The following is a 12,507-nucleotide window of genomic DNA, read 5'->3' on the forward strand; positions in this document are numbered from 1 at the left end:
TCTGGGGAGCGGGGGGACGGCCCGGCGGCTCGCAGGTGCGCGTGCCGGATCCGAGCTCCCCCAGCCCACCAGCGCGGGCGGTACGGCGGGTGACGGCCAGGTGACGAATCGATGAATCCGCTGAGTGGCGACTATGAGAAAGCTGGATCCGCAAATGGATCCGGATCGGACTACGCCGTGGATCAGGCGGCGTTCCAGCGCAGACGCGACGCAGCGTCGTCGAGCTCTCGACGGATCGACTCGGCCTGTGCCACGGGCAGCAGAGCGACCAGAAGCGGCGACGTCCCCGGGGCCGGCGCCACGGCGTAGGCGAGAGCGCGGGATCCGTCGTGCTCGTGGCTCAGCACGGCGCGGGTCGCCCTGCCCTCGGCGAGCGAGTACCAGGAGAACTCCCCGCCCGAGGCGAGCAGGACGGAGGCGGCGTGCGTCGCGCGGGCGAGCAGCGTGCCGGATCCCTCCCACGGGATGAAATGCGCGCCGTCGAGACCCAGCCCCGTTGCCAGGTCCGAGCCGAGCCAGCGTTCGCGGTTCCGGTCGGCATCGACGGCCGACAGCAGAGATGCGTAGGTCTGCAGCAGTCCGGCGTTGCCGATCGGCCACGCCGCCTCCAGCCCCGCCCGCTCGTGCAGGGCCTCGAACAGCGCCTGCGGGACGAGCGCCTCGCCCGTGCGCGCATCGATCACGGTGGCCGCACCCCAGCGGCCGAAGAGCCCGTCGGCACGGTCCGCGTCGATCGTGGCGATGAGCCAATCGATCGTGGTGAGCGCCTGGGCGGCCGCCTCCTGGGCGGAGCCCGAGGCTGCGGCTGCCGCCCGGTCCAGCTCCTCGATGCGTCCCATGCCGCCACCCTACGCCGGTGCGCAAGGGCATGGGCAGGGCCGTGGCAGGGGAAAGCCGTGCCGCGGGACAGGGGTCAGCGGTGCGCGGTGAGCGCGTCCGCGAGCGTGGTCAGGCCGAACTCGAACGCCTCGTCCACGTCGCCGCCGAGCTGGAACGCGCCGGCCTGCTCCATGGTGCAGAAGCCGTACGCCCAGGCTGTCAGCGTGCGTGCCGCGGGGAGTGGGTCGCCCGGCGCCGCGGCGCGCACGGCGTTCAGTAGCGTCCGGGTCAGCGCGACCATGCCGTCGGACTGCGGCTCGGCGCTGAGCGCGGCGCCCGAGAACAGCAGCGAGGCTGCGTGAGGGGAGCGGGTGCTGAACGCCCGGAATGCGCGGGCGATCGCGGCGAGCGACGCGGCGGAGTCGGTCGCGGATCCGGCCAGAGCCGTGACATCCTCGTCGAGCTCGCGGGCGGCGTCGTCGGCGATCAGCCGCAGCAGATCGTGTCGGTGCGCGACGTGCTTGTACAGGCTCGGTGGGCGCACCCCGACGGCGGTGGCGACCGCGCTGATCGTGACGGCGTCGATGCCCTCGTCCTCGGCGATGGCGCGCGCGGCGGCGGTGAGCGCGACGCGGGTGACGCGTTGCGGTGCGGGCATCGGGTCCTCCTCTGCGTCGACCGCAGATGCGGGTCGGCGCTTTTCGATCATAAGGCTATTGACAGTAGCCATGATAGCTATATAGCGTAGCCATCATGAACGCAGAGCTCATCCGGATCGGCGACGACATCGTCGCCATGCACGCCGTCGTCACCGACGAGGGCATCACGCTGATCGACGCGGGCCTGCCGGGTGACCGGCGGATCCTGCAGCAGGCGCTCGCCGCAGCGGGCCGCCGCCCCGAGGACATCCGCGGCATCGTGCTCACCCACGGCGACAGTGATCACATCGGCATCGCCGAGTGGCTGCGCACCGCCTACGGCGTGCCGACCTTCGTGCACGAGGCGGACGCAGGCAGGGCGCAGGGGGAGAAGACGCCGAGCGCCTCGGGCGGCGCCATGCGGCTCGGACCGGCGTTGCAGTTCTTCGCGGCGGCGCTGCGCCGCGGCGGCCTGCGCACGAAGCACCTCGGCGCCGTGCGCACGATGAAGGATGGGGATGTGCTGGACCTGCCCGGGGCGCCCGCGATCATCGGCCTGCCGGGGCACTCGCCCGGGTCTGTCGCCATCCGCGTCCCCGCGGTCGACGCGATCTTCGTCGGCGACGCCCTCACCACCCGGCACGTGCTGAACGGGTCCACCGACGTGCAGCTCGGCCCGTTCAGCGATGCGCCCGAGGAGACGCTGCAGAGCCTCGAGCGCCTCCGCGCACTGCCCGAGCGCACGATCGTGGTCGGGCACGGGCCGATGTTCCGCGGCACCGCAGCCGAGATGATCGCGGCCCGCACGCGCTGAGCGGCCCGCACGCGCTGACGTCGGTGCGCCGGCACGGACTTCGGCGGGCTGGCTGCCTGTTGCGATGCTCGGGCGACAGCTGCCTTGTTCAGGTCGCAGTTGCCTTCTTCAGGTCGCAGTTTTCGCTGCTTCGGGACTGTTGTCGGAGCACATTCTGCGACCTGAACGGATCCGATCCGCTCGCTGGTCGCGAAATGCGACTTAGGGAGGCCCTTGGCCGCAGTTTGCGACCACTGGGCGGGGATGGGGTGCGCGGGTCCGGCCCGGGGCGGATCCTCCCGGCGCGGATCCGGCCCGGCGCGGATCCGATCCGCTCGCTGGTCGCGAAATGCGACTTAGGGAGGCCCTTGACCGCAATATGCGACCACTGAGCGGGATGGGGTGCGCGGGTCCGGCGGGCGCGGATCCTCCCGGCGCGGATCCGGGCCGGGAGTCAGTCGCCGGCGGTGCGCAGGGCAGCCCAGAGCTCGGCGCGCGCGGGGAAGGATCCCAGGTCCGCGCCGAGGATCGACGCCGCCTGTGAGATCCGGGTCCGCAGCGTGTGCCGGTGCACGCCGAGGACGGCCGCGGCGGATTCCAGGCGGGTGTCGTGCTCGAGCCACACCCGCAGCGATCGCTCCAGCTCCGCGCCCTCCTGTGCGTCGTGCTGGCGCAGCGGGGCCAGCAGGGACTCGGCGATCAGTCGCGCCTCGTCTGTCGCGAACGCCGCCAGAACACTCGACTCCGCGCTGTCCGCGTAGTGGGTCACGCCGTCGTCGCCCCGACGCAGCGCCGTGAGCGCCTGCGCGTGCGCCCGCGAGAATCCGCTGTACTCCTCGGGTGCCGAGACGCCGATGCGCACCTCCGTGCGCGCGGCGACCTCGTCCAGCACCCCCGCGTCGGCGACGCTCAGGCACATGACGAGCCCGTCGTCGGACTCCGCGAGGAACGCCGACGGGGCGGCATCGCCGCGCTGCCGTTCCCACCACTCGATGACCGTGCCCTGGCGCTGTCCCGCGGCGACGGCGACCACCACGGGTGCCGGCGGCAGGGCGCCGAGCACGCGCCGGGCCAGGGTCGGATCGTCCGAGAGCAGGGAGGTGAGCAACTGCCGATGCAGGCGTCGGCGGCTGCGCGCGAGCTGCTCGCTCTGTTCCAGCGACAGCCCGGCCATCGCGATGACCGAGGTCACCACGGTGCGCGTCTCGGGATCCAGTGTGTCGCTCGCGATCGCGACGACCCCGCGCAGGTGCCCCGCGCGCCCCACGGTGAGCAGCGTGTGCGCGGTCTCGCCGTCCTGCACCACGCGGTTCGCGGATCCACCACGGGCGAGGAGATCGGCCGCGGCATCGGCGACGACGGGGGACGCGCCGCCCGCGGGATGCTCGTGCACGAGCTGCCCCGCGGCGTCGTACATGCCCACCCTGCAGCCGAGACGGCGTGACAGCTCGGTGAGCGTCGACTCGAGCCCGTGGGGACGGAGGGCTGCGACCGAGAGTGCGCGCTGGGTCTCCAAGGCCCAGGTGCGCCGGGCGTAGGCCTGTGCGGCGATCGCCTCGGCGTGCGCCCGCGCGACGGCCAGGAACGGCGTGCCGTAGGGCACCTCGAACAGGGGCAGGCTCGCGGCGGCGCAGGCGTCGGCGAGGTCGGCGGGGATGCCGCTGCGATGCACCTCCGTGCCGAAGCCGAGCGCCACCACCCCGCGATCCACGAGCCGGTGCACGTAGGCGCGTACGCCTGCCGCGTCGTCGTCGGCGAACTGCGTGCCGGTCGTCAGCAGGGCCAGGTCGTCGGTGAGGAACGGGGTCGGATCCACGAGGTCGGAGTTGTGCACCCAGCGCAGCGGGTGATCGAGGGATCCCGTGGGCAGCGCCGATTCGTCGCCGACCAGGCGCAGGTGCAGGTCGCGCCGGCGCAGCAGCGTGCGGAGGGTGGGATCCTGGTCCACGGGTGCTCCTTCCGCGCCGGCATCGTCATGGCCGCACCGGCGAAATCGTGATCCAGATTGTACGCCACGGCGAATGCTCTCGAGCGGTCGCCTCCGTAGTCTCGACGCCATGACCACCATCGACGCGCAGGCTGACACCCTTCCCCTCGGCGGCCCCTCCCTTCCCCAGGAGCGCCGCCTCGTCACCGAGCTCCCCGGCCCGCGTTCGGCCGAGATCCTCGCCCGCAAGGCTTCGGCCGTGCCCGCCGGCGTGGGTCACACCGTGCCGGTCGCCGCGGTCGCAGCCGGTGGCGGCGTCGTCGTCGACGCCGATGGCAACTCGCTCATCGACCTGGGCTCCGGCATCGCCGTGACCACGGTCGGCAGTGCGCACCCGAAGGTCGCCGCGGCCATCGCCGCGCAGGCCGCGCAGTTCACGCACACCTGCTTCATGATCTCCCCGTACGAGTCCTACGTGGAGGTGGCCGAGGCCCTCAACCGCCTCACGCCCGGTGCCTTCGCCAAGAAGACCGCGCTGTTCAACTCGGGCGCCGAGGCCGTCGAGAACGCGATCAAGATCGCGCGCAAGCACACCGGTCGTCAGGCCGTCGTCGCCTTCGACCACGGCTACCACGGCCGCACCAACCTGACCATGGCGCTCACGGCCAAGGCCATGCCCTACAAGAGCGGCTTCGGCCCGTTCGCCCCCGAGGTGTACCGCGCGCAGGCCTCCTACCCGTTCCGTGACGGCCTCTCCGGCGCCGAGGCGGCGGCACGCACGATCCTGCAGCTCGAAAAGCAGATCGGCGCCGACAACCTCGCCGCAGTCATCATCGAGCCCATCCAGGGCGAGGGCGGTTTCATCGTCCCGGCCGACGGCTACCTGCCCGCGATCGTCGAGTGGTGCCGCGCGAACGGCGTCGTCTTCATCGCCGATGAGGTGCAGACCGGCTTCGGCCGCACCGGCGCGATGTTCGCCAGCGAGATCTTCGGCATCGAGCCCGACCTCATCACCACCGCCAAGGGTATCGCCGGCGGCATGCCGCTGGCGGCCGTGACCGGCCGTGCCGAGATCATGGACGCCTCGCACTCCGGCGGACTCGGCGGCACCTACGGCGGCAACCCGGTGGCGTGCGCTGCGGCACTCGCCGCGATCGACGCCTACGAGACCGAGGGCCTGCTGGAGCGCGCGGTCGAGATCGGCGCGCTGCTCAAGGACCGCCTCGCCGTCATCCAGGCCGCGGATCCGCGTCTGGGCGACATCCGCGGACACGGCGCGATGATCGCGGCCGAGTTCGTGGACCCGGCCACCGGCGCCCCGGATGCCGCGCTCACCGGTGCGGTCGCCAAGGCTGCGATCGCGCAGGGCGTCATCGTCCTCACCTGCGGCACGTTCGGCAACGTGATCCGCTTCCTCCCGCCGCTGACGATCGGCGACGACCTCCTGAACGAGGGTCTCGACGTCATCGCCGCCGCACTCGCGGCCTACCCCGCCGGGGCCTGATAAACGTCCGGGCGCGATCGGGATCGGGGGATGCTGGATCGCGCCCGGCAACTTTCTGCATGAAAACCGCAGGGGAACCTGCACAGCGCACCAGACGGTGCGAGACCGATGAAGGAGTCGAAATTGGCCGATATCACCCGTGACGTGCTCATCGTGGGAGCGGGCGCCGCTGGCACCACCGCCGCGAACGAATTGCGCAAGGCGGGCTTGTCGGTCGTGGTGCTGGAGGCCCGTGACCGGGTCGGCGGCCGGCTCTGGACCGACGTGATCGACGGCGCCATGCTCGAGATCGGCGGCCAGTGGGTCTCGCCCGACCAGGATGCGCTGATCGAGACCATCGACGAGCTGGGCCTGGAGACCTTCAGCCGGTACCGCGAGGGCGACAGCGTCTACGTCGGACCCGACGGCGCCCTGCACCGCTTCACGGGCGAGATGTTCCCGGTCGCCCCGGAGACCGAGAAGGTCATCGCCGAGATCACCGAGCGTCTCGACGCCATGGTCGCCGAGATCGACCCCGACCGCCCCTACGCGCACCCGAAGGCCGCCGAGTGGGACTCGATCACCTGGGATGCATGGCTGCGCGAGCAGAGCGACGACGACGAGGCCGTGCGCAACCTCGCGTTCGCGACCGGATCCGCGATGCTCACCAAGCCGACGCACGCGTTCTCGCTGCTGCAGTCGTTGCTGATGGCGGCATCCGCCGGCTCGTACTCGAACCTCGTCGACGCCGACTTCATCCTCGACAAGCGCGTCGTGGGCGGGCTGCAGCAGGTCCCGCAGCTGCTCGCCGAGCGCCTCGGCGATGATGTGCTGCTGAACCAGCCGGTGCGCACCCTCGAGTGGGACGAGCACGGCGTGACCGCGACCACCGACTCGCTCACCGTGCGCGCACGCTACGCGATCCTCGCGCACGCCCCGGTGCTCTACGACCGGATCTCCTTCGTGCCGTCGCTGCCGCGCCGCCAGCACCAGATGCACCAGCACCTGTCGATGGGCTTCGTGATCAAGGTGCACGCCGTCTACGACCGTCCGTTCTGGCGTGAGCAGGGCCTGTCAGCCACGGCGTTCAGCCCCTACGAGCTCGTGCACGAGGCGTACGACAACACCAACCACGGCGACGAGCGCGGCACCCTGGTCGGCTTCGTGAGCGACCAGAACGCCGACGACGTGTTCGAACTGAGCGCCGAGGAGCGCAAGGAGCGGATCCTGGAGTCCCTCGCGCACTACTACGGCCCCGAGGCGAAGAACACGGTCGTCTACTACGAGAGCGACTGGGGCTCCGAGGAGTGGACCCGCGGCGCCTACGCGGCGAGCTTCGACATGGGCGGTCTGCACCGCTACGGCAAGGACCTGCGCACGCCGGTCGGCCCCATCCACTTCGCCTGCTCCGACCTGGCCGGCGCCGGGTATCAGCACGTCGACGGCGCGATCCGCATGGGTCGCCTCGCCGCGTCGCAGATCCTCGACGCGGACCGCGGCGAGGAGGCCGGCGAGCTCATCGCCGCAGAGGCGGCCGAGGTCTGATGACCACCTCCATCGTCGTCGGCTACACGGCGACGGAGACCGGTTCCGACGCGCTGGCGCTGGGCGTGCGACTCGCCCGTGCCACGCGGCGGCACCTGCACGTGCTCATCGTCCTGCCCGGCCACGGCGAAACCGCCGGCGCGGAGCAGGACAGCCCGGCCCAGGGGCAGGCGGCACAGTGGCTCGACGAGGCGCAGGAGATGATCCCCGCGGACGTCGCGCACACGGCGCACGTGCGCGTGCACGACTCCTTCGCGGAGGGGCTCGTGCTGGCGAGCGAACAGCTCGAGGCTGCTCTGATCGTCGTCGGTGCGGCGAACGGGGCGACCATCGGTCTGCACCGGATGGGCAGTATCGCGCAGGCGCTGCTGCACTCCTCGCCGATCCCGGTGGCGCTGGCGCCGGCCGGCTTCGCGCACAGCGTCGACGTGCAGGCACCGATCTCGCGGATCACCGCCGCGATCGGCAATCGCCCCGGCGCCGACGCACTGCTGGAGACGGCGGTGGCGCTGTCCGGCGCGACCGGCGCGACGCTGCGACTCGTCTCGCTCGTCGCGTTCGACGTGCCGCGCGGGTTCGACCCGAACTCCATCCGCCTGGTGAGCGCGGCGCACGGTGACGACGTGCTCGCCCGTGCGGAGATGGAGCTGCCGCGGGGCGTGCGCGCCGAGCTCGAGCGGGCTCCGGGGGACACGGTCGAGGAGGCCGTGGCGCAGCTGGCATGGCTGCCGGGGGAGCTGATCCTGGTCGGATCCAGCCGGCTCGCGCAGCCGCGGAGGCTGTTCCTCGGCTCGACCGCGGCGAAGATGCTCGACATCATCCCCGTACCCATGATCGTCGTTCCGCGCACACGCCTGGACGACAGCGCAGACTCTGGGTCCTGACCGGACCCGCACCACCCGATTGCATGAGAATCGAAGCATCTGACAAGGAGGATCGTATGACCGATCTGGAGAAGACCCTGCTGGAGAGCGTGCCCACCGGGCTCTACATCGCCGGCGAGTGGATCGCCGCCGAGGGCGACAAGACCTTCGACGTGCGCGACCCCGCCACCAACGAGGTGGTGCGCACGATCGCCGACGCCTCGCCGGCCGACGGCATGCGGGCCCTCGACGCGGCCGTCGCCGCACAGGACTCGTGGGCCGCGACCCCGCCGCGCACCCGCAGCGACATCCTCCGCCGCGCGTTCGACCTCGTGCAGGCGCACAAGGAGGACCTGGCGCTGCTGATGACCGTCGAGATGGGCAAGCCGCTGGCCGAGGCCCGTGGCGAGGTCGTCTACGGCGGCGAGTTCCTGCGCTGGTTCAGCGAGGAGGCGGTGCGCATCTCCGGCCGCTACGGCTTGAACCCCGAGGGCACCGGCCGCATGGTCGTCTCGCAGCGTCCCGTGGGCCCGTCGTTCTTCGTCACGCCGTGGAACTTCCCGTTCGCGATGGCCACCCGCAAGATCGCGCCCGCGCTCGCCGCCGGCTGCACCGTGGTCATCAAGCCGCCGGCACTGACCCCGCTCACCACGATGTACTTCGTGAAGCTGCTCGAGGAGGCGGGCCTGCCGGCCGGCGTCGTGAACGTCGTTCAGACCTCGCGCTCGTCGGCCCTGTCGGCGCCGATCATCGCCGACCCGCGTCTGCGCAAGCTGTCCTTCACCGGATCCACCGAGGTCGGCCGCAAGCTCATCGCCCAGGCGGCGGAAGGCGTGCTGCGCGTGTCGATGGAGCTCGGCGGCAACGCCCCGTTCGTGGTCTTCGAGGATGCGGATCTGGACAAGGCCGTGGAGGGTGCCCTGGCGGCGAAGTTCCGCAACATCGGCCAGGCGTGCACTGCGGCGAACCGCTTCATCGTGCACCAGGACGTTGCGGACGAGTTCGCCCGCCGCATCACCGAGCGCGTGAACGCGATGAAGATCGGGCGCGGCACCGAGGACGGCGTCTCGATCGGCCCCCTGATCGACCACGACGCTGTGGCCAAGGCCCAGGAACTCGTCGGCGACGCCGTCGAGCGCGGCGCGACGCTGCTCTCCGGCGGCAAAGCGCTGGAGGGTGTCGGATCCTTCTACGAGCCCACCGTTCTCGCGAACGTGCAAGCCGGCAGCGAGATCCTCCGCGAGGAGATCTTCGGCCCGGTGCTCGCGATCGCGACCTTCGCCGACGAGGCCGAGGCCGTGCGCCTCGCGAACGACACCGAGTACGGCCTGGTCTCCTACGTGTTCACGCAGGACCTCGCGCGCGGACACCGGATGATCGACGCTCTCGAGACGGGCATGATGGGGCTGAACGTGGGCGTCGTCTCCAACGCGGCCGCTCCCTTCGGCGGAGTCAAGCAGTCCGGCGTGGGGCGCGAGGGCGGCTTCGAGGGCATTCACGAGTACCTCTCGACCAAGTACACGCTGATCCCGGTCGACTGAACGCCAGCATCGGCGGGCTCGGGTTCCGCACGGATCCCGAGCCCGCCGGGACACCCCACAATGATGTGACACCGAAAGGAACGACATGACCGATTACGCCGTCGTCAACCCGGCAACGGGCGAGACCGTCGCCACCTACGAGACCTTCACCGATGCGCAGATCGAGGATGCCGTCGCGCGTGCGCACGGCGCCGCTGCGGTCTGGGGGCGCACTCCCGTCGCCGAGCGCGCGGCCGTGATCCGCCGCATCGCCGAGGGGCACCGCGCCCACCGCGACGAGCTCGGCGCGATCATCACACGTGAGATGGGCAAGCCCCTCGCCGCTGCTGTCGGCGAGGTCGACTTCGCCGCCGACATCATCGAGTTCTACGCCGACAACGCCGAGAAGATCAACGCCGACCAGCCTCTGGACATCCTGGGCGACGGCACCGCGGTGATCCGCAAGGCTCCGCTCGGCGTGCTCTTCGGCATCATGCCGTGGAACTTCCCGGCCTATCAGGTCGCGCGATTCGCCGGCCCGAACCTCGCGGTCGGCAACACGATCGTGCTCAAGCACTCCGAGCAGTGCCCGGAGTCGTCGGCCCTGCTCGAGAAGATCTACGAGGAGGCCGGGCTCCCCGACGGCGGCTACGTCAACGTCTACGCATCGATCGAGCAGGCGGCCACCATCGTCGCCGACCCGCGCGTGCAGGGCGTGTCCGTGACCGGATCCGAGCGCGCCGGTGCGGCTGTCGCGGAGAACGCCGGCCGCAACCTGAAGAAGGTCGCGCTCGAGCTCGGCGGATCCGACCCGTTCATCCTGCTCTCCACCGACGACCTCGACGCGACCGTGCAGGCCGCCGTCGACGCGCGCCTGGACAACAACGGCCAGGCCTGCAACGGCGCCAAGCGATTCATCGTCGTCGACGGGCTCTACGACGCGTTCGTGGAGAAGGCCGTCGCCGCGCTGTCCGCGGTCACGCCGGGCGACCCGACCCAGGAGGACACCGTGCTGGGCCCGCTCGTCTCGGAGGCGGCCGCGGTCAACCTGCAGAATCAGGTCGACACCGCGGTGGCACAGGGAGCGACCCTGCTCACCGGCGGCACCCGCGACGGCGCGTTCTACACGCCGACGCTGCTCGCCGATGTCACGCCCGAGATGGACGTGTACCGCCAGGAGCTGTTCGGCCCCGCCGCCGTGGTCTATCGCGTCGCGGACGAGGACGCGGCGGTCGCGCTCGCGAACGACACCTCCTTCGGTCTCGGCTCGTACGTGTTCACCACCGACGACGCCCAGGCCGAGCGAGTGGCGAACGGCATCGACGCGGGCATGGTCTACGTCAACGTCGTGCTCGCCGACAGCCCGGAGCTGCCCTTCGGCGGCGTGAAGCGCAGCGGCACCTCGCGCGAACTCGGTCTGCTCGCTGCCGACGAGTTCGTGAACAAGAAGCTCGTCCGCGTGGCCTGATTCCGGCAGCTCGGATTCGTCCCGCCGCACTCAGCGGGAGAGAAGGGGCGGGCGTCGCATATCCTGCGGCGCCCGCCCCTTCGTCATGCCAGGGAACTCGGCGGGAGCGTCAGGATCCGCTCTGCGCGCGGGCGGCGAACACGGTCAGCGCTTCGGCGTAGCGCTCCGGATCCGCCCGCGTCTCGGCCGTCACGAGCAGCGCGGAGGAGCCGGCGATGCGAGTGAACTCGCCGCGGCACGGGATCTCGATCACCCGGACGAGCCCGGCCCTCCACGCCGGGATCAGGGTGTGGAGGGCGCGCCGCTCCGGGTGCTCGTGCAGCGGCGCGCGGTGTCCGGCGACGCGCTCCTGGACGCGACGCGAGACCCAGTCTGAGAAGGACGCGTCGAACGCCTCTGCGCCGAAGCGATCGCGCCACGTGGGGCCTCTCAGCTGCTCGAGCAGTGCGCGCCGCTCGTCCGAGCCCGGCGCGGTCGATTCGATCTTCGCGATCAGCGGCAACGGGTCCAGATCCGCGAGGTGGGTCAGGGCGCCGCGCCACAGCACGGACCACGCGTTCGACGATGCGGTCGCGTCCCTCGGGGAGCGGCGTGCCGTGGGCGGATCCGCCAGCGGAGGCGGCACATCGCCCGGCGGCCGCAGCCCGTAGACGTCACGCACCCAGAGCAGCTCGAGCAGGGCGTGCGGATCGTCCTCCACGCTGATCGACATGTCATGCGGCCAGGGGTTGCCGGGGATGGGGCGGGCGGAGCGCATGCCCTCAGGGTGCTCGTCGCGCCGGGCCGGGTCAAGCCCCCGCCCCGGCGCACCGGGTGGGGTCAGCCCGCCACAGGAAGGAGTCCGGAGAGCACCACGTCCACGATCCCTGCCGCGATGAGCTCGGCGTCTGGCACGGCGTCGAGGCCCTCGAACGCCGCGAGGAAGCCCCGGTGGAATGCGGCCCCGACCAGCAGTCGCGCGGCCGACTCCGTGTCGGCGTCCGCACGAAGGTGCCCGGCTTCACGCTCCGCATCGAGGTGGGCGCGCACGCCGTCGACCACGTGCGCGGGCCCGCTCCCATGCGCTGCGACACCCTCGCGATGCTCGGCGAGCAGCGCGGGCGAGCCGAAGATCGATGCGGCGATCGGGAACGTGCTGGTGAAGAACGCCATGAGGCTCACCACGAGCGCCGCGAGCCCCGCGGCCAGATCCCCGGGGTCGACCGGCAGGGGATCGAGCTGCGCGCGGGGCGTCCGCTCCTCGAGCACGCTGAGGAACAACTGCTGCTTGTCGGCGAAGTGCTTGTAGAGCATCGCCTCGGACAGGCCCGCCTGCGCGGCGATCAGTTTCGTCGTGGTGTTGGCGAGTCCGCGTTCGCGCATTACGAGGAGTGCGGCGTCGAGTATCCGCTCGCGGGACGACGCGTGAGGTGTGGCCGAAGGCATCCTCCGAGTATAGTGAGTGAGTAATT

Annotated in this window: 11 protein-coding genes; 6 read left to right on the forward strand and 5 right to left on the reverse strand. The window is 71.3% G+C overall.

Going from position 1 to position 12,507, the window contains the following annotated elements:
• Positions 1–182: 182 nt before the first annotated feature.
• Both AB4078_RS10950 and AB4078_RS10955 read right to left on the reverse strand, forming a co-directional pair.
• Positions 183–839 (reverse strand): amino acid deaminase, encoded by a 657-nt coding sequence (locus AB4078_RS10950; protein ID WP_441977165.1) that lies wholly within the window; start codon positions 837–839, stop codon positions 183–185.
• Between the two features lie 74 nt (positions 840–913).
• Positions 914–1,477 (reverse strand): TetR/AcrR family transcriptional regulator, encoded by a 564-nt coding sequence (locus AB4078_RS10955; RefSeq protein WP_441977166.1) that lies wholly within the window; start codon positions 1,475–1,477, stop codon positions 914–916.
• Positions 1,478–1,572: 95 nt separating this feature from the next.
• Here AB4078_RS10955 and AB4078_RS10960 point away from each other — a divergent pair, with 95 nt between their 5' ends.
• A complete protein-coding gene (locus AB4078_RS10960) occupies positions 1,573–2,271 on the forward strand; it encodes an MBL fold metallo-hydrolase (RefSeq protein WP_441977167.1) in 699 nt (232 codons plus the stop codon).
• Between the two features lie 433 nt (positions 2,272–2,704).
• Here the strand turns inward: AB4078_RS10960 and AB4078_RS10965 are convergent, their stop codons facing one another.
• Entirely contained in the window at positions 2,705–4,198 is a 1,494-nt protein-coding gene (locus tag AB4078_RS10965) for a PucR family transcriptional regulator ligand-binding domain-containing protein (protein WP_441977168.1), read from the reverse strand.
• Between the two features lie 109 nt (positions 4,199–4,307).
• Here AB4078_RS10965 and gabT point away from each other — a divergent pair, with 109 nt between their 5' ends.
• From gabT to AB4078_RS10990, 5 genes are all read left to right on the forward strand, one after another.
• Positions 4,308–5,681 carry a 4-aminobutyrate--2-oxoglutarate transaminase gene (gene gabT, locus AB4078_RS10970; RefSeq protein ID WP_440733543.1) on the forward strand — a complete coding sequence of 458 codons (1,374 nt, stop codon included), beginning with the start codon at positions 4,308–4,310 and terminating at the stop codon, positions 5,679–5,681.
• Positions 5,682–5,804: 123 nt separating this feature from the next.
• Positions 5,805–7,205, forward strand: a complete 1,401-nt coding sequence (locus tag AB4078_RS10975; RefSeq protein WP_440733542.1) for a flavin monoamine oxidase family protein — start codon at positions 5,805–5,807, stop codon at positions 7,203–7,205.
• Positions 7,205–8,089, forward strand: coding sequence for a universal stress protein (locus tag AB4078_RS10980; protein WP_441977169.1), 885 nt, complete (start codon positions 7,205–7,207; stop codon positions 8,087–8,089). Before AB4078_RS10975 ends, AB4078_RS10980 begins: the two co-directional genes overlap by 1 nt.
• Before the next feature lie 56 nt (positions 8,090–8,145).
• Positions 8,146–9,609, forward strand: a complete 1,464-nt coding sequence (locus tag AB4078_RS10985) for an NAD-dependent succinate-semialdehyde dehydrogenase (RefSeq protein WP_440733540.1) — start codon at positions 8,146–8,148, stop codon at positions 9,607–9,609.
• Positions 9,610–9,694: 85 nt separating this feature from the next.
• Complete coding sequence (locus AB4078_RS10990; RefSeq protein WP_441977170.1) at positions 9,695–11,056, forward strand: NAD-dependent succinate-semialdehyde dehydrogenase; 1,362 nt, start codon at positions 9,695–9,697, stop codon at positions 11,054–11,056.
• 109 nt (positions 11,057–11,165) lie between these two features.
• Here the strand turns inward: AB4078_RS10990 and AB4078_RS10995 are convergent, their stop codons facing one another.
• Together AB4078_RS10995 and AB4078_RS11000 are read right to left on the reverse strand one after the other, a co-directional pair.
• Positions 11,166–11,813 (reverse strand): hypothetical protein, encoded by a 648-nt coding sequence (locus AB4078_RS10995; protein ID WP_441977171.1) that lies wholly within the window; start codon positions 11,811–11,813, stop codon positions 11,166–11,168.
• A 62-nt stretch (positions 11,814–11,875) separates the two neighbouring features.
• The gene (locus AB4078_RS11000; protein ID WP_441977172.1) at positions 11,876–12,481 is read right to left on the reverse strand and encodes a TetR/AcrR family transcriptional regulator; all 606 of its coding nucleotides are present in this window, start codon (positions 12,479–12,481) and stop codon (positions 11,876–11,878) included.
• Between the last annotated feature and the right edge of the window lie 26 nt (positions 12,482–12,507).

It is taken from the genome of Microbacterium sp. 2MCAF23, assembly GCF_052115565.1.
Classification (GTDB): Bacteria; Actinomycetota; Actinomycetes; order Actinomycetales; family Microbacteriaceae; genus Microbacterium.

Bases quoted from the DNA above. Each gene is read 5' to 3' on its own strand.
- AB4078_RS10950 (WP_441977165.1), bottom strand. From the start codon at position 839: ATGGGACGCATCGAGGAGCTGGACCGGGCGGCAGCCGCAGCCTCGGGC.
- AB4078_RS10955 (WP_441977166.1), bottom strand. From the start codon at position 1,477: ATGCCCGCACCGCAACGCGTCACCCGCGTCGCGCTCACCGCCGCCGCG.
- AB4078_RS10960 (WP_441977167.1), top strand. From the start codon at position 1,573: ATGAACGCAGAGCTCATCCGGATCGGCGACGACATCGTCGCCATGCAC.
- gabT (WP_440733543.1), top strand. From the start codon at position 4,308: ATGACCACCATCGACGCGCAGGCTGACACCCTTCCCCTCGGCGGCCCC.
- AB4078_RS10980 (WP_441977169.1), top strand. From the start codon at position 7,205: ATGACCACCTCCATCGTCGTCGGCTACACGGCGACGGAGACCGGTTCC.
- AB4078_RS10985 (WP_440733540.1), top strand. From the start codon at position 8,146: ATGACCGATCTGGAGAAGACCCTGCTGGAGAGCGTGCCCACCGGGCTC.
- AB4078_RS10990 (WP_441977170.1), top strand. From the start codon at position 9,695: ATGACCGATTACGCCGTCGTCAACCCGGCAACGGGCGAGACCGTCGCC.
- AB4078_RS10995 (WP_441977171.1), bottom strand. From the start codon at position 11,813: ATGCGCTCCGCCCGCCCCATCCCCGGCAACCCCTGGCCGCATGACATG.
- AB4078_RS11000 (WP_441977172.1), bottom strand. From the start codon at position 12,481: ATGCCTTCGGCCACACCTCACGCGTCGTCCCGCGAGCGGATACTCGAC.